The following is a 25,759-nucleotide window of genomic DNA, read 5'->3' as shown; positions in this document are numbered from 1 at the left end:
GGGCAACCGAAAGGAGACACGCATGTCGTCCTCACCACCCCTGGCAACACCGCTCGACGTACAGCTGCGGCCGGACAGACCTCCGATCCTGCGGATCGACGCCCCGGGGGACGCCGTGAGCTGGGCGGCCGCGCACCGCGAGGCGCTGCGTGCCCAGGTCACCGAGCACGGCGCGCTGATCGTCCGGGGTCTGCGACCGCGGGACGCGGCCGAGGCCGGTGCCGTGTTCACGGCCCTGGCCGGTGAACCGATGGCGGAGAAGGAGGCGTTCGCCCCCCGCGAGACACTCGGCCCGGGGGTCTACTCCTCCACGCCCTGGCCGGCGAACCAGCCGATGTGCATGCACCACGAACTGAGCTACCTCCTGGAGGTGCCCGGCCTGATGCTGTTCGCGTGCCTGACCGCGCCCGCCGAGGGCGGGGCCACCGCGGTCGCCGACGCGGAGGAGGTGCTGCGCGCGCTGCCCGTCGAGCTGAGGACACGGTTCGAGCGCGAGGGGTGGCTGCTGACCCGGGCCTACAACGACGAGATCGGGGCGTCCCTGGCGGAATCCTTCGGCACCGACGACCGGACCGCCGTCGAGGACTACTGCCGTGCCAACGCCATCGAGTTCGCCTGGCAGCCCGACGGGTCCCTGCACACACGGCAGCGGCGCAGTGCCGTGGTACGGCACCCGGTCACCGGCCGGCACTGCTGGTTCAACCAGATCGCCTTCCTCAACGAGTGGACGCTCGACCCCGAGGTGCGCGAGTACCTGGTCGACGTCTACGGCGAGGACGCCCTGCCGTTCAACACCCGCTTCGGGGACGGCACCCCGATCGGCGAGGACGTCGTCCAGCTGCTCAACGCCACCTACGACGAGCACACCCGCCGTGAGCCCTGGCAGGCCGGCGATCTCATGCTCGTGGACAACATCCGCACCGCACACAGCCGAGAGGCCTTCGGCGGGGAACGCCAGGTGCTCGTCGCCATGGCCGAGCCCCGACGGCTGCCCGACCTCGACCCGGCCCCGGAGGCGAGCAGGAGATGACCAAGGCAATGTCAGCCACCACGCGGCAGACCGACCCCGGCCAGGCCCCCGCACCGGCCTTCGCCGTGATCTCCGGTGCCCAGGTCCAGCAGGCCCTCCGCGGTCGCGAGAAGGAGATCGTCGAACTCGTCGAGGCCACCTACCGGTTGCACGGCGCCGGGGACTCGGTCAACCCACCGTCGTACTTCCTGCGCTTTCCGGACCGCCCCGCGGACCGGATCATCGCGCTGCCGGCCTCCATCGGCGGGTCGGTCCGGGTCGACGGCCTGAAATGGATCTCCAGCTTCCCGGCCAACGTGAATGCCGGCCTGCCCCGGGCCTCCGCGGTCCTCATCCTCAACGACCACGAGACCGGCTACCCGTTCGCGTGCCTGGAGAGCTCCGTCATCAGCGCGACCAGGACCGCTGCCTCCGCCGCGCTGGCGGCCGACTGGCTCAGCCGCACGAGGCCCCGGCCCGCACGTGTCGGCTTCTTCGGCACCGGCCTGATCGCCCGCTACATCCACACCTTCCTGACCGGGACCGGCTGGACGTTCGACACGGTCGGCGTGTACGACGTCTCGGCCGACAGCGCGGCCGGTTTCCGCGGCTACCTGGAGCAGAGCGGTGCCCCCGGCCGGGTCACCGTCCACGACAGCGCCGAGGACCTCGTCCGCTCCAGCGACCTGGTGGTCTTCGCCACCATCGCGGGAGAACCCCATGTCACCGACCCGGCGTGGTTCGCCCACCATCCGCTGGTGCTGCACATCTCCCTGCGCGACCTCGCCCCGGAGATCCTGCTCTCGGCGGCCAACATCGTCGACGACATCGAGCACTGCCTGAAGGCCGACACCTCTCCCCACCTGGCCGAACAGCTCACGGGCAACCGTGACTTCCTGGACGGCACCCTCGACGACGTCATGACCGGACGGCTCACCCCGCCGTCCGACCGGCCGGTGATCTTCTCACCCTTCGGACTCGGCGTCCTCGACCTCGCCGTCGGCAGTTACGTCCACGACGAGGTGGCCCGGGCGGGACAGCTCCGCCTCATCGACGACTTCTTCCACGACCTGCGCCGGTACGGCTGAGGCGCACCCGCTCGGCCCTGGCAACCGGAGGCCCACCGTGCCCGTCATATCCGCTCCCCACGCCTTCAACGAAAGACACCTGTACGTCGACCTCGAGCCGGTGCTCGGAAGCCGTCTCTATCTGAAGTGCGAGGGATTCAACTTCGCCGGCTCCATCAAGTTGAAGGCCGCGAACGAGATGGTGGAGGCGGCCGAGCGCGACGGAGTCCTCAAACCGGACTCGGTCCTGGTCGAGTCGTCGTCCGGGAACCTGGGCGTGGCGCTCAGCATGATCGCCGCCAGCAAGGGCTACCGGTTCCTGTGCGTGACGGACTCCCGCTGCAACCTGTCCACCAGACTCCTGATGGAGGCGCTGGGCAGCGAGGTGCACATCGTGGCCGACCTGGACGCCAACGGCGGCTTCCTCGGCAAACGGATCGACTACGTGCGCGAGCTCTGCGCGTCCGACGACCGCTACGTGTGGCTCAGCCAGTACACCAACGCGGGCAACTGGCGGGCGCACTACCGCACCACGGCACCGGAGATCGCCTGCCACTTCCCGCGGCTCGACGTGCTGTTCGTCGGGGCCGGCACGACCGGGACCCTGATGGGCTGCGCGCGCTGGTTCCGGCAGTGGCACCGCCCGGTGCGGATCGTCGCCGTGGACAGCGTGGGCTCGGTGTCCTTCGGCGGCGAACCCGGCCGCCGGATGATTCCCGGCCTCGGCATGAGCATGCGCCCGCCCCTGCTCGACGAGTCGTACGTGGACGAGGTCATCCGGGTCGAGGAGGCGGACACCATCCGCACCTGCCACCGGCTGGCCCGGCGCGGTTTCCTGTTCGGCGGCTCCACCGGGACCGTGGTGAGCGGCGCGACGGACTGGCTGGCCCGGCACGACACCCGGGGCCTGACCGCGGTGGCCATCGCCCCCGACCTCGGCGAGCGTTATCTCGACACCATCTACCAGGCCAACTGGCTGCAGGACCTCTACGGCGAGAAGATCCTCGACGAGGAGGTACCCGCCGCGTCCCCGCGGTCCAAGCCCGTGTCACGGCGCCGAGCCGTCGGGAAGGACCGTGGAGGGGAGCACTGAGACCGTGGCGCCGGTGTCATGACCGCGAACCCCGGGCCGGCCGGTGACGGCGGCGGGCCCGCCGTCTCCCGCCAGGAGTTCGACGCGATGTTCGCGGCGGTGCGCACCTGGGGGCGCTGGGCCCCGGCCGACCGCGGCGCGTGGAACCGTGTGACGGCGGACCACGTGCGGCGGGCCACGGCCACGGTGCGGTCCGGGACGGTGGTCCCGCTGGCGCTGCCGTGGAACACCCGGGCCGGTCCCGACAACCGCAGGCCCGCCCTGCACCACATGACCGATCTCGGTGACGTGGAGAGCCCGGAACCGTCCACGTACAAGGACTTCATCGCCGCCGACTACCACGGCAAGGGCGTCACCCATCTCGACGCGCTGAGCCACATCGCCTACCAAGGGCAGCTCTACGACGGCCGCACGGCACACGAGGTCGTCGACGCCGCGGGCGCCCGCTTCGGCACGGTGTCCGCGCTCGGATGCCTGGTGACGAGGGGCGTGCTCCTCGACCTGCCGGCCGTCCTCGGGGTCCGCTGGCTGGAGCCGGGGCAGGCGGTGCACGCGGCCGACGTCATCGCCGCCGAGCAGGCACTCGGGGTGGTGATCGGTGAGGGTGACGCGGTGCTGCTGCGCTCGGGACACGTCCGCCGACGTGCCGAACTCGGTGCCTGGGACCCCGACACGGGGAGCGCGGGTTTCCATGTGGACGCCGTACCGCTGCTGGCCGAGCGGGGTGTCGCGCTGATCGGCGGTGACGGCGACAGCGATGTGCGGCCCTCACCCGTCGAGGGCGTGCACTCACCGGTGCATGCGCTGGCCGTCGCGGCGATGGGAGTGCCGCTGCTGGACAACCTCGACCTGGAAGCCCTCTCCGCCGCCGCGGCCGAGGCCGGACGGCACGCGTTCCTGCTGGTCGTGGCCCCGCTGAACATACCGGCCGGGACGGGCTCGCCGGTGACCCCGGTCGCGGTCCTCTAGGCGAGCCGAGGAGCGGACGGCGCGGCGGTCGCGTGTGTGGGTGCGGAATTCGCGAACCGTGACTCGTGACCCCATTGCCCGTATCCTCGTCAATGCCAGGTATGTCCGATTGGCTGACTTACGTAGGTGCGAGTGGGGCGAAGCGTGGTTCGATCCGGCGGGGAGCCGCTACCGACAGGGCGTGCGACAGACGGCACGGGCCCCGCCCGTATCCGTGAGCGTTTTCTGCAGGGGGAGACGGTCGAGGCGGGCGTGCGATCGTCGATCCTGAACTCCTGGCAGCGCTGCAGGTCCCTCGGACTCTCCCCGGACCAGGCCGACCTTCCCTACCGGGACGACTTCGATCCAGGCGGCCGGATCGTCCGCGCGGCCGTGCCCGTGCTCGACCGGCTGCAGGCCAGGTTCTCCGGCAGCGAGATGAACATCTCCCTCGCCGATCCGAACGGCACGGTCCTGCTGCGCCGTTTCGGACGGGCGTCACTGGCCGCGAGCCTCCCGGCGATCCAGGCAGTGCCCGGATTCGTCTTCTCCGAGCAGGTCGCCGGCACCAACGGAATCGGTCTCGCCCTCGCCGAGCGTCGGCTCATCCGGGTCTACGGGGCCGAGCACTTCGCCGAGCGTGCCCAGCAGAACGCCTGCCTCGCGCTGCCCATCCGCGACCCGCTCAGCGGGTGCATGGAGGGCGTGCTGTGCATGGGCTATCCCCGCAGCGCCGAGAACCCGGCGCTGGGCCCGGTCATACGCAAGGCGGCCGCGGCCGTGGAGCGGCGGCTGCTGGAGCAGAGTTCCGAGCGTGAGCGTGCGCTGCTGAGGGCGTACCGGGCCGCCGAGGCCGAAGCGGCGGCCGGCCCGCACCGCGGCATCTCGGTGGACGAACTGGCCCTCGAGCTGCGCCCCCGTGACCAGGCCGTCCTCATGGAGAAGGCGACCGAGCTGATCTCGCGTGCGCAGTGGGGCGCCGTGGACGTCGCCCTGCCCGGCGGGCGGTGGATCAGGCTGGTGAGCCGTCCGATGACGAGCGCCCTCGGCGTGGAGGGCGTCGCCGTCGAAGCCGTCCTCCCGGGCGTTCTCCCGATGGAGGCGCTCCTCGTCCCGCGCCAGGCCGCCGAGCGGTCGGGCTTCCGCGCCGAGCCCGCCGCCGCCCCCGCCTCGCTCGCGCGTCTTCCGGCCGCTCACCCCACCGGACACCGCCCCGGCGCAGCGCCCGACGGGGTCCCCCTGGACGGCAGGGTCACGGCCAACGGTGCCGACGGCGCGCGGGACGCCCGCCCCGCCGGGCCGCCGACGGCCAGGGGGCTGGTGATGGTGGGGGAGCCGCGCGTCGGCGCGTACGCCCTGGCCGCGCGCCGCCGGCTGGAGCTGCTGTCCGAGGCCAGTGCCCGGGTGGGCACCACCCTGGACGTCCGCCGCACCGCCGAGGAGCTTGCCGAGACGGCGGTCCCGCGACTGGCCGACTACGTCACCGTCGACCTGTCCGAAGCGGTACTGCGCGGCGAGGAGCCCCTCGACCCCCTCGGCGACCTGCGCCGGACGGTGGTCCACGGCATCCGCGACGACCTTCCCTTCATCCCGGTCGGCAAGCGGCCCGACTTCGGTCCGACCGCGCCCCAGCTGCGCTGCCTGACCAGCTCGAAGGCGGTGCTGGAACCGGACCTGAAGGTCGCCGCGGGCTGGCTCGCCCTCGACCCCGAGCACACCGACGCGCTGCTGGCCCACGTCCACTCCCTCATCGCGGTGCCCCTGCTGGCCCGCGGAGTCGTCCTGGGCGTCGTCGGCTTCTACCGCGCCCAGGACCCGACCCCCTACGGGGACGACGACCGCTCGCTCGCCCAGGAACTGGCGGCCCGCGCGGCCCTCTCCATCGACAACGCCCGGCGCTACACCCACGAACGCGCCATGGTCCTCGCACTGCAGCGCAGGCTGCTCCCGCACGGTCTGGCCGACCAGCACGCCGTCGAGGTCGCCCATCGCTACCTGCCCGCCGAATCCGACGTCGGCGGAGACTGGTACGACGTCATCCCCCTCTCCGGCTCCCGCGTCGGCCTCTTCGTCGGCGACGTCGTCGGCCACGGCATGCTCTCCGCCGCGACCATGGGCCGGCTGCGCACCGCCGCGCGCAGCTACGCCGAACTCGACTTCCCCCCGGACGAGGTCCTCAGCCACCTCGACAACCTCGTCGGGCGCCTCGACCGGGAGGACCCCGACGGCGAGGGGGTCGGCATCATCGGCGCCACCTGCCTGTACGCCGTCTACGACCCCACCGCGCAGCGATGCGTCATGGCCCGCGCCGGCCACCCTCCGCCCGCGCTCGTCCACCCCGACGGCACCGTGTCCTACCCCGACCTGCCGTCCGGGCCGCCGCTCGGCCTCGGCGGGCTGCCCTTCGACGCCGTCGAGGTCGACATGTCCGAGGGCAGTCAGCTGGTCCTCTACACGGACGGACTCATCGAGGACCGGCACCGCGACGTCGACGCCGTCCTGGAACAGCTGCGCGGGGCCCTCGCCCACCCGCGCCGCACCCCGGAGGACACCTGTGAGGCGATCCTCGACACGGTGGCGCCCGCCCACCCGTACGACGACATCGCCCTGCTCGTCGCCCGGGTCCACGCTCTGGACTCCGACCGGATCGCCACCTGGGACCTGCCCGCCGACCCCGCCCTGGTCAGCGAGGTCCGCGCGTCCGCCATCCGGCGGCTGGCCGACTGGGGGCTCGACGAGGCCGCGTTCGCGGCGGAGCTGATCCTCAGCGAGCTGATCACCAACGCCATCCGTCACGGTGCCGGACCGATCCGGGTGCGGCTGCTGTACGACCGCACGCTGATCTGCGAGGTCTCCGACGCCAGCAACACGGCTCCCCACCTTCGCCGGGCGGCCAGCACCGACGAGGGCGGCCGCGGCCTGTTCCTCGTCGCTCAGCTGTCCCGGAGCTGGGGCACGCGTTACCTCCCGGAGGGCAAGCTCATCTGGGCGGAGTGCGCCCTCGACGCCGCGTGAGGCCGGGAGCACGTCGCCCTGCCGCGGACCGCTGCCGTGTTTGGGGTCACGGCAAGCTGGGGCATGTCCGGAATACAGTGATCTATTCGGCTAGTATCCCTCTCGACCGTCGGGAAGAACTCGCCAGGCCGACCCCCGGAGATGTCCGTGCACGACGCTCCAGACACGTCTGCGAAGGCACCGGCGCCCAGCGGGGCGCAGCCCCTGGTCCGGATCCGCGGGCTCGGCAAGCGGTTCGGCGCAACCGTCGCGCTGGCCGGGGTCGACCTCGACGTGCACGCCGGCAGCGTCCTCGCCCTTCTCGGCCCCAACGGCGCCGGGAAATCCACGCTCATCAAGATCCTCGCCGGCGTCCACCACGCCGACGCGGGACGCGTCACCGTCGACGGACACCCGCTCGGCAGCGATGCCGCCGCACGCAGCATGTCCTTCATCCACCAGGACCTCGGACTCGTGGAATGGATGACGGTCGCCGAGAACATCGCCCTGAGCACCGGGTATCCGCGCCGCGCCGGACTGGTCTCCTGGCGGCGGACCCGCGAGCGCGCCGCCGACGTCCTGGAGGTCATCGGCGCACAGCTCGACCCGGACGCACCGGTCACCCGGCTCGGCCCGGCCGAACGTTCATTGGTCGCCATCGCCAGAGCCCTGGCGGCACGCGCGAAACTCATCGTCCTCGACGAGCCGACCGCCCGTCTCCCCGCCCCGGACTGTGCCCGGCTGTTCCGCGTCCTCCACTCCCTGCGCGACCGGGGGCACGCCGTCCTCTACGTGACCCACCGCCTGGACGAGGTCCACCAGGTCGCCGACACCTTCGCCGTCCTGCGTGACGGCCGCCTCGTCGGCCACGGCCCGCTGGCGGGCCACAGCCCCCTCCGCCTGGTGCGCGACATCGTCGGCGAGGAACCGACCGACTACCGCCCCGCCACGGCTCCGGCCGACGGGCCCGCGGTGCTCACCCTCGACGGCGTACGGACCGCCGGCGCCGGGCCTGTGGACCTGGAGCTCCGGGCGGGGGAGGTCCTGGGCCTGGTCGGTCTCACGGGCGCCGGGCACACGGACCTGGGCCGCGCCCTGGCCGGCTGCCACCCCCTCCTCGCCGGACGGGCCCTGCTCGGCGGCCGGCCCTATCACCCCCGTACGGTCGCCGACGCCGTCCGGCTCGGTGTCGGCCTGGTGCCGGGCGACCGGCTGCGGGAGGGGTGCGCCGCCGAGCTGACCGTACGGGAGAACCTCCTGGCCACCCCGCTCGCGGAAGGCCGGTCGGCGCCGCGCTGGACGAGCCCCCGCCGCGAGCGCGCCGAGGCCGCCACCCTCATCGAGCGGTTCTCGGTGCGTCCCCCTGACAGCGAGGCCCCCATCGCCACGCTCTCCGGCGGAAACCAGCAGAAAGTCATGATCGGACGGTGGCTGTGCCCGGGCCTGCGCCTGCTCATCCTCGAGGAGCCGACCGCGAGCGTGGACCTCGGCGCCAGAGCCGTGATCTACCGTCTGCTCGACGAGGCGCTGGCGGCAGGCCTCGCGGTCCTGCTCGTCTCCACCGACTTCGAGGAGGTCGCGGACGTGTGCCGCAGGGCCCTGGTCTTCGTCCGCGGGACCGTGACGGCCGAACTGAGCGGGGCGGCCCTCACGGTCGCCGAGCTCACCCGGGCGGCTTCGGCCATGCCCCCTTCCCCGACCGCGGCGAACCCATGACGGCTCCGCCCTCCGCCTCCCCGCCCCGGCGGCGACCGCACCGACCGGGCGGGCACCTCATCGGCACCTACGGCCTCCTGGCCCTCACCGTCCTGCTCGTCCTGGTCTTCTCGCTGGCCCTGCCACGCACCTTCCCCACGCTGGACACCGTCGACTCGATCCTGTCCAACCAGTCGATCCCCGCCATCCTCGCGCTCGCCGCCACCGTCACCATCGTGACCGGCGCGTTCGACCTATCCATCGGCTACGGCCTCGGACTGGCGCACGTCATGGTGATGCAGCTCGTCGTGCACGACGGCTGGCCCTGGCCGCTCGCCTGCCTCACGGTGGTCGCCGGCGGGGCGGTCGTGGGCGTCATCAACGGCGTCGTCGTCGAGTTCGGCCGTATCGACTCCTTCATCGCCACCCTCGGCACCGGCAGCATGATGTACGCCGTCAGCGGCTGGGTCACCGGCGGCGGCAGGATCGTCCCCGGCCCGCGGGGCCTCCCGGCCGACTTCACCGACCTCTACGACTCGGAGTTCCTCGGCCTTCCCGTGCCGGCCTTCTACGTGCTCGCCCTCGCGCTCGTCCTCTGGCTGGTACTCGAGCGCCTGCCGCTCGGCCGGTATCTGTACGTCGTCGGTTCGAACCCGCGCGCCGCCGATCTCGTCGGCATCCCGACCCGGAAGTACACCGTCTACACGTTCACCGCCTCGGGGCTGATCGTCGGCTTCGCCGGTGTGCTGCTCGCGGCCGAGCAGCAGATCGGCAATCCCAGCGTCGGCCTCGACTACCTGCTGCCCGCCTTCGTCGGCGCCCTCCTCGGCTCCACGGCGATCAAACCCGGCCGGCCCAACGCCATCGGCACCGTGGTCGCCGTCGCCGTCCTCGCCGTCGGCCTCACCGGCATCGGACAGCTGGGTGCCGACTTCTGGACGGTCCCGCTGTTCTACGGCAGCACCCTGCTCATCGCGGTCGGCCTGGCCGGCTACGCCGCCCGCCGCCGGCTGCGTACCGGCGCCGCCGCGCCCGACGGTCCCCGGTCGGCGGGCCCCACCCCCTGACGCCGGTTCCCCGCGAGGAGCTCCCGTGCACGGCAACCGCAAAGCCACCCCCGCCGTCCTCAGACTCGCCTCGTGCGCCCTCCTGGCGGCGGCGACCGCCCTCGCCGGCTGCGAACGCGGCTCGCCGGGCGGCACGGAGGAGTCCACGGCGGGTCCGGACGGCTGCCCGGTCGTGCACTCCAGGGCCCAGGAGGCCGTCACCCGGGCGGAGCGGACCGACGTCCCCTGGAACGGGCCGACCAGCGGACCGGCGGCGGTGTCCGGCAAGACCATCGTCTACGTCGCCCAGACCATGACCAATCCCGGAGTCGCGGGCGCCGCGAGCGGGGTGCAGCAGGCCGGGCGGGTCATCGGCTGGAACGTCCGGGTGATCGACGGCGGCGGCACCCCCACCGGTATCCGGGCCGCGATGAGCGAGGCCGTGACCCTCAAGCCCTCGGGCATCGTCATCGGCGGCTTCGACCCCGGTTCGACGGCGCAGCAGGTGGCGCGGGCCAACGCGGAGCACATCCCGCTCATCGGCTGGCACGCGGTCGCCGCTCCCGGCCCCAGCCGACGGCCCGAGCTGTTCACCAACGTCACCACCCGCGTCGAGGAGGTGGCCGGCATCAGCGCGCAGTGGATCATCGCGCAGTCCCGGGGCCGCGCCGGTGTCGTGCTCATCACCGACGCCTCGATCCCCTTCGCGCGGAACAAGTCCGACCTGATCCGCAGACAGCTCGCCACCTGTCCGGGGGTGAAACTGCTGGCGTACGAGAACATCCCGATCCCGGACGCGAGCACCCGCACCCAGCGCGAGATCTCCTCCCTGCTGCAACGGTTCCGGAGCAGTTGGACCCACTCCGTCGCCATCAACGACCTGTACTTCGCCGACGCGGCCCCCGCCTTCCGCGCGGCCGGCCTGAACGGCGCCGGTCCGCCCTTCAACATCGGGGCCGGCGACGGCGACCCCTCCGCGTTCCAGCGCATCGAGGACAGGCAGTACCAGGCCGCCACCGTGCCCGAACCGCTGTCCCTGCAGGGCTGGCAGATCGTCGACGAGTTCAACCGCGCCTTCTCCGGCCGTCCCGCCAGCGGATACGTGGCCCCCGTACACGTCGCCACGGCCGGCAACAGCGACGGTGCCACGACGTGGGACCCGTCGGGCTACCGGGAGGCGTACCGCAGGATCTGGGGCCGGTGAACGTCAGGCCGGGGCGTGCGGCCTGCTGTGCCCCTCGGAGAGCGGGGTGCGGTCGGCCTCGTCCTGGAGGAGCAGGGAGAGCAGGGCGGCCACGGTCAGTCCCGCCTCGGCCGGGTGGCGCAGTACCTTGCCGGGCTCGATCCGGTACGTGTTGGTACGCCCCTCCCGGGTGTGCGAGAGGTATCCGTCCCGTTCCAGGTCGGCGATGATCTTCTGGACAGCCCGCTCGGTCAGCCGGCAGCGCGCGGCGATGTCGCGGATGCGGGCGCTGTGGTCGTCGGCGATGGCTGCCAGCACTCTGGCGTGGTTGGTCAGAAACGTCCATCCGCTGTGCGGCTCAGGCACTCCATCCATACCGCTCAGCTTACCGATGGACCGTTCGCGCATTCAAAAGCACGTACTGCTTTTCATGTATTACTTGACGGGTGAGGGGCGGACGGGAGAGTGTGGGACGCGACGCAGGCTGGCGACGAAGGAGGGAGAAGCCATGCCGGAACTCGCGCTGACGCCTCCGGGCTCGGCGACGGTCGCCGTCGTGCCGGCCGGTGACCGGGTGGGCGTGATGGTGCGTGGCGATCTCGACTTCGACGCGGGACGTCGACTCCAGCACCAGCTGCACGACATACTCAACCGCTCGGCCGGCGGCATGGACCTGGACCTGAGCGCGGTGGACTTCTGCGACTGCTCCGGTCTCAACCTTCTGCTCCGGCTGCGCGAGCAGGCCGCCGAGCACGGCAAGACCCTCACCGTCCGGGCCGGCAGTCCCATGGTCGAGCGGCTGCTCGACCTGACCGGAGCCCGGGAAGCGTTCATGTACTCCTGAAGCGGCCCGTCCGGCGGGGCGGTGGCCGTCCCGCCGGACGGAGTGACGCGGGCCGACGTCCTTACGCGTGCGGGTGGAGGACGACCTTGGTGTAGCCCTCGATCCGCTTGTCGAACTTCTCGTACGCCGACGGTGCCTGGTCGAGCGGCAGCTCGTGCGAAACGACGAAGCTCGGCTCCGCGCGGCCCTCGATGATCAGATCACGCAGCTGGCGGTTGTAGCGCTTGACGTTGCACTGGCCGGTGCCCATCCGCAGGCCCTTCTCGAAGGCCTTTCCGATGGCGACGACCAGCATGCCTTGCTTGGACTGCTCGTCCGGGCCACCGGGGTCGCGCGGCACGTACAGGCCCGGTATGCCCAGAGCGCCGGTCGGCCGGACCGTCTGGATCAGCGAGTTCAGCACGGTCGCCGGTGCCTCGTGATCCTGGCCGGGCTCCTGGGCCTGGTAGCCGACGGCGTCGATGCCCTTGTCGGTGCCCTCACCTCCGGTCTGCTCCTGGATCTGCTCCACCGGATTGCCCTCGGTGAAGTTGATCGGTACGGCGCCGATCTCCTCTGCCTTCTGCAGCCGCTCGGCCACCCGGTCGACCACGAACACCTTGCTCGCACCCCGGAGCATCGCGGAGTACGCGGCCATGAGCCCGACCGGGCCGCCGCCGTAGACGGCGACGCTCTCGCCGGGGCGCACATCGGCCAGTTCGTTCCCGTGGTACCCCGTGGGGAAGATGTCGGCGAGGAGGACGAAGTCGGTCTCCTTCTCATTGCCCGCGGGAAGCTTCAGGCAGTTGAAGTCGGCGTACGGCACCCGTACGTACTCCGCCTGGCCTCCGACATAGGGCCCCATCGCGACGTAGCCGTAGGCGCCGCCGGCGAACCCCGGGTTCACCGTCAGGCAGAAGCCCGTATAGCCCGCCGTACAGTTCTTGCAGAAGCCGCATGCCACGTTGAACGGCATGACGACCCGGTCTCCGCTCTTGAGCGTGGTGACTCCGTCACCGGTCTCCTCGATCACCCCGAGGTTCTCGTGGCCGAAGACGATTCCCGACTCCGCGGCGGTACGGCCTTCGTACATGTGAAGGTCAGAACCGCAGATGGCGGTCGACGTGACACGGATGATCGCGTCGTTCGGGTGCTGTATGCGCGGGTCATCCACTTGCTCGACCGCTACTTCGAACGGTCCCTTGTATACGACAGCCCTCATCCTCAAGCACCTCCACTGAGTGTGGCTGTTCGATCGCTGTGAGGGGCGACCGTGCCGGGGGCCGTCGCACTTTCTGCTGCAGGCCCCAAAACCGATCGGCCTTCTGTGCTGTGGCTCATATTCCAGGCTCGTGCATGATGAGACGATTTGCACCTAGAGGACATAGAAGACACAGAGAATGGTTTCTGTACTGTCCGGAAAGGAATTGATCATCTTGTCGCGCCGTTTCGGCACACTGCTCGTCGCGGTCTCCGGCCTGTCCGGCACCACCTACCCGGAGGGGACCCGAGTGGCCATTCGGGGCACCGGAGGATCCGTCGACGGTTTCGTCGCCGGCGACTGGCTGCCGCTCGCCTGGTGGGAGTTCGCCGATGTCGAGCCGGAGGAACCCGGAACCGCTGCCGGTTAGCGGAGCCGGCCGGTGAACCAGTCACCGGCCGCGGCGGCGACCTCCTCCAGCGCTCCGGGTTCCGGGAACAGGTGCGTGGCACCGCGCACGACGTGGATCTCGCGCGGTGCCCCCAGCCTGCGGGCCGCTTCCCGGTTCAGCCCCACCACCTGGCCGTCGGCGCCCCCGACGATGAGCAGAACCGGTGCCGCCACCCGCCCGAGGACCTCCTCGCCCGCCAGGTCCGGACGGCCGCCACGGGAGACGACCGCGTACACCCGACCGGGCCGCTCGGCCGCCGCCGTCAGCGCCGCGGCCGCCCCGGTACTCGCCCCGAACAGGCCCACCGGGAGATGGCCGGTGTCCGGCTGCCGCCCGAGCCAGTCGATCGCGGCCACCAGGCGCCGGGCGAGCAGGGAGATGTCGAAGCGGTACTCGCGGGTGCCGATGTCCACGCGTTCCTCCCGCTCGGTGAGCAGGTCCAGCAGCAGCGTGCCGAGCCCGGCGGACCGCAGTTCCGCGGCGACGGCGCGGTTGCGCGGGCTGTGGCGCGAGCTGCCGCTGCCGTGCGCGAACAGCACGACCGCGCGCGGGCGGTCCGGGACCACCAGATCGCCGTGCAGTTCCGCTCCCTCGGCGGGCACCCTCACCAGGTCGGAGATCATCGCGCACTCTCCCCGCGGTCATCGGCGTGTCGCACCCGCCGGGTACCCCCCCGCCGGTCGCGTAGCCCATCCGGGTGGCCGGGGCGCCGAGCGATGGCATGTATCGGGAGGAGTCGCGGCGCTGCGGTTAGTGTGGGCCGCTGTTCCGGTGACATCAGCCGGGGAGAGGCCAGGAGAGAATGTCCCAAGGGAACCCCGACCGAGTCGGCACGGAGGCCTCGGCCGAGGAACGGGGAGCTTATGGCGCGGGCGACACCCCGGCATGGGAGCTGTTCCGCATGATCTGGGCGTCCGCCGTCCCGCCGGCCCGGGGGAGGAACGAGGACGCCGGCGGCGCCGGGCAGCAGGCCGCGGGGATGACCCGGTCCGGGGGCCGCTGACCGGGGTATCCGCGGCGAGCACGCGACTACGTCGTACCGCGCAGTGCGCCCCAGGTCTCCCGGTCCACGACGCCGTCGGCGCCCAGTCTTTTGTCGCTCTGGAACGCCCGTACCGCGGACTCGGTGCCGGAGCCGAATTCGCCGTCGACGCCGGCGCCTCCCACGTCGTATCCGCGTTTCGTCAGCATGCACTGCACCTGCAACACGCGTTTGCCGCTGTTCCCCGCGCGGGTTCGTCCGTTGCCGTCGTAGTACGTGCAGTCGGAGATCCATGGGGCAGTGGCCGGCTCGGAGGGCGTGCCGCTCGGGGGCGGAGCGCTGTCGGCGGAAGCGGTCGGGCCGGCCGTGGCACGAGAGTGTTCGTCCCGTCGGACGCCGTCCGTGGATCCGGGCACAGCGGGACGCGAGGTGTGTACGTCGACGGGATCGCCCGCGTCCTTCGCGGTCGTGGCCGGGCCGGACGTCTCGTCCGCACCCCTGGTCACCGCGGCGGTGGTGTCCGGGGGAGGGGTGCCCACCACGGTCGTCGCACCGGTGCCGGCGGGCGGCGCGCTCGCTTCCGCGTCGTGGCGCTGGAGGAGAAAGACCCCCGCCGCCACCGCGCAGAGGACGGCGCCCGCGGCGACGGTCAGCAGCCGCGTCCTCCGTGCCCACTTCCGGGTTCCCGGTGACTGCTCCGGCGGCGTGCCGGAGGAGGGAACCTTCCGCTCCTGCGGCTCCGGGGAACCGGGTGGAGCGGCCCGCGGGAGATGCCGCAACACCTCGAACGCGCGCTGCCGGGCGAGCAGTCTGCCGTTGAGCGGCTCGGGCCAGCCATCCGTAGCGTGCGCCCCGGCCGTCTCCACGAGCTGCCGCGGGGTGGGCCGCTGCCCGGGCTCCTTGGCCAGGCACGCGGACAGCAGGGAGCCGAGCGCCTGGTCCGTCTGCGCGATCGCACCGATCAGCTCAGGGTTCGGCTCCTCGAACGCCACCCTATGCATCACGTCCACACCGGTGCCGTCACCGAACGGAGCGTGGCCCGTCGCCGCGTAGACCAGTGAGCCGGCCAGTGAGAACACATCCGACGCCGTGTCGCACCGGCCCTCTCTCAGGTGCTCCGGCGACATGTAGGCCGGAGTCCCCACCCGGTTGCCGGTGCCGGTGATGGCGCTGGCGTCCACGGCCTTCGAGATGCCGAAGTCGATCACATGCGCGCCCCGTACCGACAGCAGCACGTTGGACGGCTTGAGATCCCGGTGGACGATCCCCGTGGCGGACAGATCGTCGAGCGCCTGGCCCAACTGCGCCACCAGGCGCCAGACCGCGGCCGCCTCCAGGGCGCCGACCTCGCGTACGGCGGCCGCCAGATCGAGACCCGGCAGGAACTCGGTGGCCATCCACAGCAGTTCGTCCTGGAAACCCGTGCCGCATAACCTCGATGTGTGCGGCGTACGGACCCTGGCGTGCACCGACGCCTCACGCTCGAACCGGCGCCGGAACCTGGCGTCCTCCGCGTACTCCGGCCTGATCACCTTCACGGCGACCAGGCCGGGAGCGTCGTCCGCGGGGCGGGCCAGGTAGACCCGCCCCATTCCGCCGCTGCCCAGCAGCCCCAGCGGGACGTAGGGACCGATGCTGCCCGGGTCGCCGGGCCGCAGAGGTGAGGCACCGGTCTGCCGCAACGCCGCGGCCTCCTTCGGTGAAGAGACCGGTGACAACGGCGGCTGTTCGGACAACGCTTCCCCCGAAGTGCTTTTCGACGTACGTCAGTTCGTAACCACGAGGGGACGAGGCTAACGCAGCCCGGGCGCACGTTCAGGGAATCGACGACTTCCGCCCGGTGGGAACAGCGGCTGTCAGCAGTCGTTCCGTGCGGCGCGGCCGCTGAAGCGGTCGCCGAGCCACGAGACGACGTCGCCATGGCCTGGTTGTCGGTGAGGAGGTGGTCGCCGAGATAGGTCCGCCAGGTGGTGATGCCGGCGGAGCAGTAGGCGGCGCGGGTGGCGTCCTCCGTGGAGGTGGGGATCACCTCGTCGAGCAGGCCGCGGTACTGCAGCACCGGGAACGGGACGCGGTAGCGGGCCTGGGAGGAGGCGGAACCGACGTCCGCGCCGAGTCGCTGGGCGTCGAGGACCTGGCCCCAGGTGCGGCCGTCGGTGCCGCGCTGCTGGTAGAGCTGGTCCAGACTGAGCCGCTCGGTACGCGGGTCTGGGGCGAAAGACCGCTGCCCGGCACGGCGGTGGCGGCGCGGGCCATGTCGAGCAGGGCGTGGCCGGCGTTGGTTGCGGACATGTACCGGTGGGTCTGCCCGTCCAGGTGGCCCGCCTTGAGCAGGGCCGCGATGTTGTCGCCCTCGTACTCGTCCTGGAAGGCCCCGGCGAGCTGCTTGGAGAACGCGCACTGGGAGCCCAGGCCGAGCGCCCCGGGTTGAAGGCGACGACGGGGCGCGTGCCGGGGCCCGTCCATGCGGCCGCCGGTACGGCCACGGTGCCCGAGACGGCGGTGGGGCGGCCCTGGTTGTCGGTGGAGCTGTAGCGCACCTTCCACGCCGACATGGAGATGTTGCCCGGACCTGGGAGAGGGTGACCGCACGGCAGGCCAGGACCGTTCCCGGTGTCGACGGCCCGGCGCCGCCCACGACGCCGGGCCGTCCCGTCGGGGACCGGTCAGTCCGTGCCTGACTCCATGGCCGCGCGGTCCAGCATCTCGTCCTCCTCGGAGACCTCGCCGCGGGAGGCGATGGCCTCGGCGCCGCCCTCCGGCATGCTGCCGATCAGACCGGTCGCGGCGGCCTGGCCGGCACCGATGGCGGGGCCCGTGGTGCCGATCAGGCCCAGCCCCGCGTACTGCTCCAGCTTGGCGCGGGAGTCGGCGATGTCGAGGTTGCGCATGGTGAGCTGGCCGATCCGGTCCGTCGGGCCGAACGCGGAGTCCTCGGTGCGCTCCATCGACAGCTTGTCCGGGTGGTAGCTGAACGCCGGGCCCGTGGTGTCGAGGATGGAGTAGTCCTCGCCGCGCCGCAGCCGCAACGTCACCTCGCCGGTGATCGCCGCGCCGACCCAGCGCTGCAGCGACTCGCGCACCATCAGGGCCTGCGGGTCCAGCCAGCGGCCCTCGTACATCAGCCGGCCCAGACGCCGCCCCTCGTTGTGGTACTGGGCGACGGTGTCCTCGTTGTGGATCGCGTTGACCAGGCGTTCGTACGCGGCGTGCAGCAGGGCCATGCCGGGCGCCTCGTAGATGCCGCGGCTCTTGGCCTCGATGATCCGGTTCTCGATCTGGTCGGACATGCCGAGACCGTGCCGGCCGCCGATGGCGTTGGCCTCCATCACCAGCTCGACGGCGGAGCCGAACTCCTTGCCGTTGACGGTGACCGGACGGCCCTGGTCGAAGCCGATCGTCACGTCCTCCGTGGCGATCTCGACCTCGGGGTCCCAGAACCGCACGCCCATGATCGGCTCGACGGTCTCGATGCCGGTGTCCAGGTGCTCCAGCGTCTTCGCCTCGTGGGTGGCGCCCCAGATGTTGGCGTCGGTGGAGTACGCCTTCTCGGTGCTGTCCCGGTAGGGCAGTCCGTGGGCGAGGAGCCACTCGGACATCTCCTTGCGGCCGCCGAGCTCCGTCACGAAGTTCGCGTCCAGCCAGGGCTTGTAGATCCGCAGGTGCGGGTTGGCGAGCAGACCGTAGCGGTAGAACCGCTCGATGTCGTTGCCCTTGAAGGTCGATCCGTCGCCCCAGATCTGCACGTCGTCCTCGAGCATCGCCCGCACCAGGAGGGTGCCGGTGACGGCGCGGCCGAGGGGGGTGGTGTTGAAGTACGCCCGCCCGCCCGAGCGGATGTGGAACGCGCCGCAGGCGAGTGCGGCCAGGCCCTCCTCGACCAGCGCCGCACGGCAGTCGACCAGGCGCGCGATCTCGGCGCCGTAGGTCTTCGCGCGGCCGGGCACCGAGGCGATGTCGGGCTCGTCGTACTGGCCGATGTCGGCGGTGTACGTGCACGGGATGGCGCCCTTGTCGCGCATCCACGCGACCGCGACCGAGGTGTCGAGGCCGCCCGAGAAGGCGATGCCGACGCGCTCGCCGGCGGGCAGGGAGGTGAGGACCTTGGACATAGGAAGATTATGCATGGATACGCATGATCATGCAAAGCCTGCTTGTGCCACTGGTCGGCCAGGCGCTCGAACGAGGGAGCCGGTGTCCGTCCGGTGAAGGTGGGCATGCCAGGCCCGGGTTGGGCAGAGCCGATGAAGAGCCGGTCGTCGCGGGTGAGCCCGGTGAAGTCGCCGTTGGACCGGGGGTGTGGCTCGAACCCGGTGGGCCTGCCGGTGGGAGGGTTGGCAGGGCTCTGCACTCGAACGGCGTGGCGTCACGCCGTGGTGATCGGCTCTGATGATCCGGGCCCGGACCGCCTTGCGTGCGGCGCACGGGGTGGGAGAGTGGCGGCATGTGCGGTCGATATGTCTCCACGCGCAGCCCGCAGGACCTGGTCCGGCTCTTCCATGTGACCGGCTGGCGTGCCGAGGAGAGGCTCGCGCCGAGCTGGAACGTCGCCCCGACGGACGATGTGTGGGCCGTGCTCGAGCGCAGCCCGCGCGACCGGGGCGAGGGCGCGACGGCGGAACGGGAGTTGCGGCCGCTGCGCTGGGGCCTGGTGCCGTCATGGGCCAAGGACCGCGCCATCGGCGCGCGGATGATCAACGCGCGGGTGGAGACCGTGCATGCGAAGCCGGCCTTCCGCCGTGCTTTCCTCCGGCACCGCTGCCTGCTGCCCGCCGACGGCTTCTACGAGTGGGAGGCGGTCAAGGATCCGGCAACGGGCAGGAGCCGCAAGCAGCCGTACTTCATCCATCCCGAGGGCGAGGGCCTCCTGGCGCTCGCCGGGCTGTACGCATACTGGCGCGACCCGGCGGTGAAGCAGGACGACGACCCTGCCGCCTGGCTGATGACCTGCACCATCATCACCACCGAGGCCACCGACGCGGCCGGCCGCGTTCACCCGCGTATGCCGCTCGCACTCACCGAGGCCCACTACGACGCCTGGCTGGATCCCGGACACCAGGACCCCGACCGGCTGAGGACCCTCCTGACCCGGCCCGCGGACGGTCATCTCCATGCCCGGCCGGTCTCCATGGCCGTCAACGACGTCCGCAACAACGGGCCGCAACTCCTCGACGAACTCGTCGCGCCCGACGAGGCCGACCGGCATTGACATGTTCACATAGCGCCCTTATGGTCCAGGCCAATCCGTCCGCATTCGGAACCACGTTCTTGTATCTGAATAGATGTACAGGCGGATTCCGAGCGGATTCCCGAGCGGAAGAGGTCATCGGATGGCACGGACCAGAACCACGCTGCTCGGCGTTCTCACCCTCCTGACCGGCCTGCTGAGCCTCCAGTTGTCCGGCCCGTCCGCACGGGCGACGGCCGCACCGGCCGCCTTCACCCACCCGGGTGTGCTCGTCAGCCGGGCCCAGCTCGACTACGTCCGGTCCAAGGTGCAGGCGGGCCAGCAGCCCTGGAAAGCCGCGTACGACCAGATGATGGCGAGCTCCTACGCCTCACTGTCGCGGACCGCCAAGCCGCGGGCCGTCGTGGAGTGCGGCTCGTCGTCCAACCCCAACCACGGCTGCACCGAGGAGCGCCAGGACGCCATAGCGGCCTACACCGACGCGCTCGCCTGGTACTTCACCCGGGACAGCAGGTACGCCAAGAAGTCGATCGAGATCATGGACGCCTGGTCCGCGACCATCACCGACCACACCAACAGCAACGCCCCGCTGCAGACCGGTTGGGCCGGATCCACCTGGCCGCGCGCCGCCGAGCTCGTCAAGTACACCTACGACGGCGGCTGGCCGAACGCCGGCCGCTTCGCGACCATGCTGCGCGACGTGTACCTCCCCGAGGTGATCAACGGCGCGGCGACCAAGAACGGCAACTGGGAACTGGTCATGACCGAGGCGGCGATCGGCATCTCGGTCTTCATCGAGGACCGCGCCGACTACGACAAGGCGGTCGGTACCTACCTCGCCCGCGTCCCCGCGTACGTCTACCTGACCGGCGACGGCGACCTGCCCGCACCGCCCGCGAACAGCGGTATCGACACCAAGGCCGAGATCATCAAGTACTGGCAGGGCCAGAGCACCTTCACCGACGGCCTGGCACAGGAGACCTGCCGCGACTTCGGGCACACCGGCTGGGGCATCGCCTCCATCGCGGACATCGCGGAGACCAGCCGTATCCAGGGCCAGGACCTCTATCCGAAGATCCAGGACCGGCTGCGCTACGCGCTGGGCTTCCACACCTCCTACGAGAACGGCACCGCCGTGCCGTCGTGGCTGTGCGGCGGCTCCGTCGACACGGGCCTCGGCCGGGTCACCGAGGTCGGCTACAACGCACTCCACAACCGGCTCGGCATCAGCATGTCCCAGACCCAGAAGTACACCGAGGCGCACCGGCCGTCCGGCACGGACAACTACTTCAACGCCTGGACGACCCTGACGCACGCGGACAACCCCGCCTGAGCACCTTGGGCGCGCGTCGCAAGGACTCAGGCCCGTCGCTCGCCACGCACCTGCTCGATGGCCTCGACGACGTGCTTGCGGTGGGCATGAGTGCGTTCGTACTCGTCGATCAGGGCAAGTTCCGCCTCGGACAGTTCGGGCAGCCGCCGCTGGATCTGCTCCGTGCTGAGCTGACTGAATCCGTGGATCGGCAGTTCGTCCTCCCGGATCTCGGCTGCGGCGACGGGCTCGGCATCCGCGCCGGTCCCGGGCGTCGGCGTCCTCCGCGCCGCGTCCTCGGCCGCGCCGGTGGCCTGCCACCCGCCGCGCCGGCCGACCTCGCGGGCCCGGTCGAGAGCGGTGCGCACCGTCCGGGCCGTGGCCCCGGCCAGGCCGCCGTCCCGGTTCCCCACCGGGTGGGCGCCGTCGGCTTCCGCCATGGCACGGGCCTGCTCGGCGAGGCTGTCCTCCAGCGCCCGCAGCAGGTCCTCGTCGTGGCGGCGCAGTGAGCCGAGCAGTTCGGCGGTGGCCTGGTCGTCCACCTCTTCGGCGAGGACCTCCCCGGCCCGGCAGGCGGCCAGCGCCCGCGCCGCTGCCGCGTACTCCTCCTCCGTGTTCCTCAGGATCTGCCGGGCGTCCGCCGGGCCGCCGCCGGGCAGCATCCCCTTGACGACCTTCGCCCCGACCGTCATCGGCAGCATCGCGGTACGCACGGCACCCAGCGACACCCATCGGGTCACGCCGACTGCCGTGCCGAGCAGCCCCCGGTGTCCTTCGAGGCCGCGTACCCGGTGCTGGATGCGCTGCAGGCCGTCCTGGACCTCCGCGGCCCGGCGTTCGAGCGTCCGCCGGTACGGGCCCGGCGGTGTGACCGCGGCATCCGCCCGGAACCGGTCGAGGACCGCGGTGTGTGCTCGGCGCGCGTCTTCCAGCGTGGGTACGAGTTCTTCCGCCATCACTGCCATGCGGGCTCCCTGAGTGAAGGATGGGGCGGCGGTCCGCCGCGTCCGGGAAGCGGTCGCCCCCAGCGGCTCCACGGCGGGGCGGCCCGGCCCCATTCTGCGCGACCCGCACCCGGATCGCCCGGCGGGCGCGGGGGACCTTGGGCCGGGTCGGTTATCCGCCGTCGACGAGGAGGGCGTCCGCGCGTCCCCGGGCGGCCTCGAGCAGCAGGTCGGCGGCCGGGGCGGTGCGGGGAGCGGGAACTGGTCGGTGCCGAGGACGACCAGGGCCGGGTCGGGGGCCAGCAGAACGGGGGCGATGCCCTCGGCGAGCCGCCGGCCGTACGACTCGACGGCGCGGACCGCGTGCGCCTTGCCCGCGGCCGCGACGACGGAGGCGGGCAGCGGCTCCAGGCCGGGGGAGGCGGGCGAACCCGAGGACCCCGGGAACCGGATGAAGCCGATCTCACCGGCCGCGCCGTGGTGGCCGCGCAACAACCGGCCGCCCGTGATGACGCCGGCGCCGAGGCGTTCGCCGAGCAGGACGAACACCATCTCGCCGGCCGAAGTCCCGGCCCCACTGGACGGTTCCCCGGCCTGTTCGCCCGGCCACTCGCCGGACGGCGCGCCGCGGTCCGTCCCTCCGCCGGTGTCGTCACCGGCCGCCCGCCCGACCCCACGCCACGGCTCGCCCAGCGCCGCGAGGTTCGCGTCGTTCTCGACGACGACCGGGCAGTGCAGCACCCCCGGCTGCTGGGCGGTTTCGACGCCGTCGCCGGCCGCGCCCGCTGGGAGCCCGGCGGCGACGACCTGGACGCGATGATGCTGGACGCCTTCCTCGACGCCGCCCGGACGGGACAGCGGCCTGCCCCGGACGGCGAGGCGGGCCTGCGTTCGCTGCGGGTGGTGCTGGCCGCCTACGAGTCGCTGCGCACGGGCCGGCCGGTGACGCTGCCCGGGCAGCGGGCCGACGCGGTCGAAGCGTCGTAGCGGCCGGCTGCCCGACGTCAGTCGGCGGCGAGCAGTTGGCTCGGGGCGATCCGGTTCAGAGAACGGATGGGGACGGCCAGAGCGGCGCAGACCAGGCCGATGGAGGCCAGTACGGCCACCAGCGCCGCTCCGGCCACGGCCGGCAGGTGCCCCTCCAGTACGCCCTGGGCGATGGTCAGGACGGTCGCCAGACCGATGAGGGCGCCGGTCACACTGCCCAGAAGAGCGAGACCGAGCCCCTCGTACAGGGTCAGCCGGGCCAGTTCACGTTTCGTCCAGCCACTGGCGCGCAGCACGGCGAGGTCGGTGGCCCGCTCGCGCTGGGACATGACCAGGACGTCGACGGCACCGGCCGCGCCCAGCAGCAGCGTCAGCGCGACGCTCAGATAGTCGGCGGTACGCGCCCGGGCGACGACGGCGTTGCCGAGCAGGGAGCCGGCCACCTCACCGCGGAAGGCGAGGGTCAGGCTCAGCAGCACGGTGAAGGCCGCCACCGCGAGAGCCAGCCCGGCCGCGCCGAGCAGGGTCCGGCCGCGCATCCGCAGCAGATTGCGCGCGGCGAGGCCCGGTACCGACCGCACGGCCGCCGAGCGCCGGACGGCGGTCACCGGGGGTGTGACGGCGTCCAGTGGGCTGATCCGGGTCGCCCGCCAGGCCGGGAGCAGACCCGCCGCCAGCGCGAGCAGCAGGGCGACCGGCAGCACCAGCACCGCCTTCACAGCCGACTGGTGCAGTCCGAGCAGGGCGCCCAGCCCATAGGCGAGAAGCGAGCCCAGCGCACCCGCGCAGGCCCCGACCACCACCAACTCGCCGAGGATCAGCCGCAGGACCTCGGCCGCGCTCCAGCCCGTGCAGCGCAGCGTGCCGATCTCGGTGCGGCGGGAGCGCACCGAGGCCAGCGTCGCCTGGGTGAGTGAGAGCGCGCACACCACCAGCACCAGCCCGAACAGCACCGCGCTCTTGGTGTCCACGGCCCGCAGGATGCGCACGGCCACGCCCTTGGCGGTCCAGTTCTCCCGGATGTTCAGGCCCGAGGACAGTGCCACGGTCTGCGGCTGCGGGGAACTGCCGACGGTGACGTCGACGCGCAGCTTCGGGAAGGCGCCTTGGAGCCGGGCGGCGACGGCGTCGACCCGGGCCCGGGAGGCGGCGTCGACGCCCGTCACTCCGGCCACCCGGATACGGACGGCGCTGACCGGCGCCTTCTCCTGGGCGGTGGGCGTGTGGCGGCTCTTGGTGAAGGCCGCTATGGAGTCGAGGGTGGTGAGGAGGGTGGGCGGCGGGCTGAGGTAGCCGCCGAGGTTGCGGTCGGGCCGCAGGGGCCGGCCGCCGAGGGCGGCACGGCTCGCCGCGTCGGCGCCGATGGCCTGCGGGGACCGGTAGGTCTCGAGCGGCACGTCGGAGAGCGCGGAGAAGCCGTGGAGGCGGGTGGGGTCGTAGCGGCCGACGAGGTTCAGGGTCGGGATCGGCTCGCGGCCGGCGTCGACGCCGGTGCAGTACCGCGTGGCCCCGCAGTTGGTGGAGGGGTGGCTGGTGACCGGGCGGTACTGCGGACCGGCGTTCTCCTCGGGGATGTCGGCGAGGTAGGCGGACGTGCCGTCGACGTTGTTCTGCCAGACCTTGGGCGGCTGCGCCGGGCGGATCCGTGCCACCAGGCCGTGCGGGGTGGAGCGGTAGGTCACCGGGCCGACCGTCCAGTAGCCGCCCGTGTCGAAGTTGACGGCCCTCTTCGCCGACCGGAACGCCTTGTCGAGGTCGGCACTCACCTTGCCGACCTGTTTGCCGCGCAGACCGGTGACGAAGGCGTGGGCGGCCGGGCTGCCGAGCTTGGCGGGCAGGCGGGCGGGGTCACCGGCGTCCAGCCGCTCCACGGTGCCCCGGACGCTGCCGGAGGTCAGGGCGTGGCTGCTGAGCATGACCGGGACCTGGTAGTCGTGCTGCCGCTTGGCCACCGGGGCCGGGTCGAAGGGGTCGGGTCCCCAGACGGGACGTTCGCCGGCCTTGAGCATCCGGCCGGAGGTGACCGTGTCGCCGAGCCCCACCAGCCGGTTCTCGGCCACCGGGTCGATCGCCGACACCAACACCGGGAAAGAGGCGGGGATCTGGGCGGTGGCCTTGCCCTGCCCCGACTGGCAGCTCAGCCGTGAGCGCGCCTTCCTGTCGAACGCCGACCTGGGCACGGGATTGTAGGCGGGCTCGGCCTTCGGAGTCAGCGGAGATCCGTCGACGCTCTTCTTCACGCCGGACTTGTCCTCGTTGAAGTACCAGCACACCCAGTACTGCCCGTCGGGGGTCGTCTCCTGCTCCAGGCCGGACCAGCCGGTCTCCTCCATCAGGTCGTCGCGGATGGCGATCGGGTTGCGGGTGAGATAGACGTACTGGTCGGCGGAGGGGTAGCTGCGCAGGCCCGCCGTCACGGTCGATCTGATGCGCAGGAGCTGGCCGGACGCCCCGGAGTCCAGGAAGCCGGAGACGTCGATGTCCAGGTGGGTGGCCACCATGAGGTAGCCGATGTTGGCGACCGGCGCCGCGACGTCGATGCCGGGTACGTCCTTCATGCGCCGGTACTCGTCGAGGGTGATGCCGCCGAAGACACCGGACAGGAAGTTGGGCTGGACCAGGCCGCGGTGCCGCTCGACCGCGGTCTGGCCGGCGGGCGGGCGGACCAGGATGTCGTAGGCGGAGCGGGCGTTGCGCCGGACGAGCCCGGTGGTCTGTGCCTTGCTGGTGGCCACGGCCGAGGTGAGCAGCGTGAAGCTGGTCGCGGCGACCAGGACGGCCACGGCCAGGGCGAGGGCGCGGCCACGTCGGCGGCGCAACTGGGAGAGGATCATCG

The 25,759-nt window shown here is 72.0% G+C and carries 21 protein-coding genes; 13 read left to right on the top strand and 8 right to left on the bottom strand.

Annotated features, from left to right (window positions below; translation table 11 throughout):
- Positions 1-22: 22 nt before the first annotated feature.
- The 8 genes from ACFY0F_RS30080 to ACFY0F_RS30045 all read left to right on the top strand — a co-directional run bounded on the left by ACFY0F_RS30080 (position 23) and on the right by ACFY0F_RS30045 (position 11,056).
- Entirely contained in the window at positions 23-1,030 is a 1,008-nt protein-coding gene (locus ACFY0F_RS30080; RefSeq protein ID WP_388801037.1) for a TauD/TfdA family dioxygenase, read from the top strand.
- Between the two features lie 8 nt (positions 1,031-1,038).
- Complete coding sequence (gene sbnB, locus ACFY0F_RS30075; RefSeq protein WP_388801034.1) at positions 1,039-2,097, top strand: 2,3-diaminopropionate biosynthesis protein SbnB; 1,059 nt, start codon at positions 1,039-1,041, stop codon at positions 2,095-2,097.
- A 37-nt stretch (positions 2,098-2,134) separates the two neighbouring features.
- Entirely contained in the window at positions 2,135-3,169 is a 1,035-nt protein-coding gene (gene sbnA / locus ACFY0F_RS30070; RefSeq protein ID WP_388801031.1) for a 2,3-diaminopropionate biosynthesis protein SbnA, read from the top strand.
- A gap of 18 nt (positions 3,170-3,187) precedes the next feature.
- Entirely contained in the window at positions 3,188-4,138 is a 951-nt protein-coding gene (locus tag ACFY0F_RS30065; protein ID WP_388801028.1) for a cyclase family protein, read from the top strand.
- 144 nt (positions 4,139-4,282) lie between these two features.
- The gene (locus tag ACFY0F_RS30060) at positions 4,283-7,132 is read left to right on the top strand and encodes a SpoIIE family protein phosphatase (RefSeq protein ID WP_388801025.1); all 2,850 of its coding nucleotides are present in this window, start codon (positions 4,283-4,285) and stop codon (positions 7,130-7,132) included.
- 147 nt (positions 7,133-7,279) lie between these two features.
- Positions 7,280-8,827 (top strand): sugar ABC transporter ATP-binding protein, encoded by a 1,548-nt coding sequence (locus ACFY0F_RS30055; RefSeq protein WP_388801022.1) that lies wholly within the window; start codon positions 7,280-7,282, stop codon positions 8,825-8,827.
- A complete protein-coding gene (locus ACFY0F_RS30050) occupies positions 8,824-9,873 on the top strand; it encodes an ABC transporter permease (RefSeq protein ID WP_388801019.1) in 1,050 nt (349 codons plus the stop codon). The genes ACFY0F_RS30055 and ACFY0F_RS30050 overlap by 4 nt, the downstream gene beginning before the upstream one ends.
- Before the next feature lie 25 nt (positions 9,874-9,898).
- Complete coding sequence (locus ACFY0F_RS30045; protein ID WP_388801016.1) at positions 9,899-11,056, top strand: substrate-binding domain-containing protein; 1,158 nt, start codon at positions 9,899-9,901, stop codon at positions 11,054-11,056.
- Between the two features lie 3 nt (positions 11,057-11,059).
- On the opposite strand, the gene ACFY0F_RS30040 is transcribed toward ACFY0F_RS30045, so the two are convergent.
- Entirely contained in the window at positions 11,060-11,410 is a 351-nt protein-coding gene (locus tag ACFY0F_RS30040) for a helix-turn-helix transcriptional regulator (protein WP_388801013.1), read from the bottom strand.
- 133 nt (positions 11,411-11,543) lie between these two features.
- Here ACFY0F_RS30040 and ACFY0F_RS30035 point away from each other — a divergent pair, with 133 nt between their 5' ends.
- On the top strand, positions 11,544-11,879 hold the full coding sequence (locus tag ACFY0F_RS30035; protein WP_388801010.1) for an STAS domain-containing protein: 336 nt from the start codon (positions 11,544-11,546) through the stop codon (positions 11,877-11,879).
- A 61-nt stretch (positions 11,880-11,940) separates the two neighbouring features.
- Here ACFY0F_RS30035 and ACFY0F_RS30030 read toward each other — a convergent pair whose 3' ends face one another.
- Entirely contained in the window at positions 11,941-13,080 is a 1,140-nt protein-coding gene (locus tag ACFY0F_RS30030; RefSeq protein ID WP_388801007.1) for a glutathione-independent formaldehyde dehydrogenase, read from the bottom strand.
- A 214-nt stretch (positions 13,081-13,294) separates the two neighbouring features.
- Between ACFY0F_RS30030 and ACFY0F_RS30025 the strand changes: the two genes are divergently transcribed.
- Positions 13,295-13,489, top strand: a complete 195-nt coding sequence (locus ACFY0F_RS30025; protein ID WP_388801004.1) for a hypothetical protein — start codon at positions 13,295-13,297, stop codon at positions 13,487-13,489.
- Here the strand turns inward: ACFY0F_RS30025 and ACFY0F_RS30020 are convergent.
- From ACFY0F_RS30020 to argG, 4 genes are all read right to left on the bottom strand, one after another.
- Positions 13,486-14,133, bottom strand: a complete 648-nt coding sequence (locus ACFY0F_RS30020; RefSeq protein WP_388801001.1) for a dienelactone hydrolase family protein — start codon at positions 14,131-14,133, stop codon at positions 13,486-13,488. The genes ACFY0F_RS30025 and ACFY0F_RS30020 overlap by 4 nt on opposite strands.
- Positions 14,134-14,539: 406 nt before the next feature.
- Complete coding sequence (locus ACFY0F_RS30015; protein WP_388800999.1) at positions 14,540-16,174, bottom strand: protein kinase; 1,635 nt, start codon at positions 16,172-16,174, stop codon at positions 14,540-14,542.
- A 343-nt stretch (positions 16,175-16,517) separates the two neighbouring features.
- Complete coding sequence (locus ACFY0F_RS30010; RefSeq protein WP_388800996.1) at positions 16,518-16,958, bottom strand: hypothetical protein; 441 nt, start codon at positions 16,956-16,958, stop codon at positions 16,518-16,520.
- A 200-nt stretch (positions 16,959-17,158) separates the two neighbouring features.
- Positions 17,159-18,604 carry an argininosuccinate synthase gene (argG, locus tag ACFY0F_RS30005; RefSeq protein ID WP_388800993.1) on the bottom strand — a complete coding sequence of 482 codons (1,446 nt, stop codon included), beginning with the start codon at positions 18,602-18,604 and terminating at the stop codon, positions 17,159-17,161.
- Positions 18,605-18,936: 332 nt separating this feature from the next.
- Between argG and ACFY0F_RS30000 the strand changes: the two genes are divergently transcribed.
- Together ACFY0F_RS30000 and ACFY0F_RS29995 are read left to right on the top strand one after the other, a co-directional pair.
- The gene (locus tag ACFY0F_RS30000; RefSeq protein ID WP_388800989.1) at positions 18,937-19,701 is read left to right on the top strand and encodes an SOS response-associated peptidase; all 765 of its coding nucleotides are present in this window, start codon (positions 18,937-18,939) and stop codon (positions 19,699-19,701) included.
- Between the two features lie 121 nt (positions 19,702-19,822).
- Positions 19,823-21,013, top strand: a complete 1,191-nt coding sequence (locus ACFY0F_RS29995) for an alginate lyase family protein (RefSeq protein ID WP_388800987.1) — start codon at positions 19,823-19,825, stop codon at positions 21,011-21,013.
- A gap of 26 nt (positions 21,014-21,039) precedes the next feature.
- Here the strand turns inward: ACFY0F_RS29995 and ACFY0F_RS29990 are convergent, their stop codons facing one another.
- Positions 21,040-22,677: an ROK family protein gene (locus ACFY0F_RS29990; protein WP_388800984.1), complete on the bottom strand. Its 1,638-nt coding sequence runs from the start codon at positions 22,675-22,677 to the stop codon at positions 21,040-21,042.
- Here ACFY0F_RS29990 and ACFY0F_RS29985 point away from each other — a divergent pair.
- Entirely contained in the window at positions 22,669-22,923 is a 255-nt protein-coding gene (locus ACFY0F_RS29985) for a Gfo/Idh/MocA family oxidoreductase (protein ID WP_388800981.1), read from the top strand. The two genes, ACFY0F_RS29990 and ACFY0F_RS29985, sit on opposite strands and share 9 nt — an antisense overlap.
- Positions 22,924-22,940: 17 nt before the next feature.
- Here the strand turns inward: ACFY0F_RS29985 and ACFY0F_RS29980 are convergent, their stop codons facing one another.
- Positions 22,941-25,757 carry an FtsX-like permease family protein gene (locus tag ACFY0F_RS29980; RefSeq protein WP_388801361.1) on the bottom strand — a complete coding sequence of 939 codons (2,817 nt, stop codon included), beginning with the start codon at positions 25,755-25,757 and terminating at the stop codon, positions 22,941-22,943.
- Between the last annotated feature and the right edge of the window lie 2 nt (positions 25,758-25,759).

Source organism: Streptomyces sp. NPDC001544 (assembly GCF_042894285.1).
Taxonomy (GTDB): domain Bacteria; phylum Actinomycetota; class Actinomycetes; order Streptomycetales; family Streptomycetaceae; genus Streptomyces.
The sequence above is the reverse complement of the archived record's forward strand: the minus strand, read 5'-3'. Positions and strand labels throughout refer to the sequence as shown.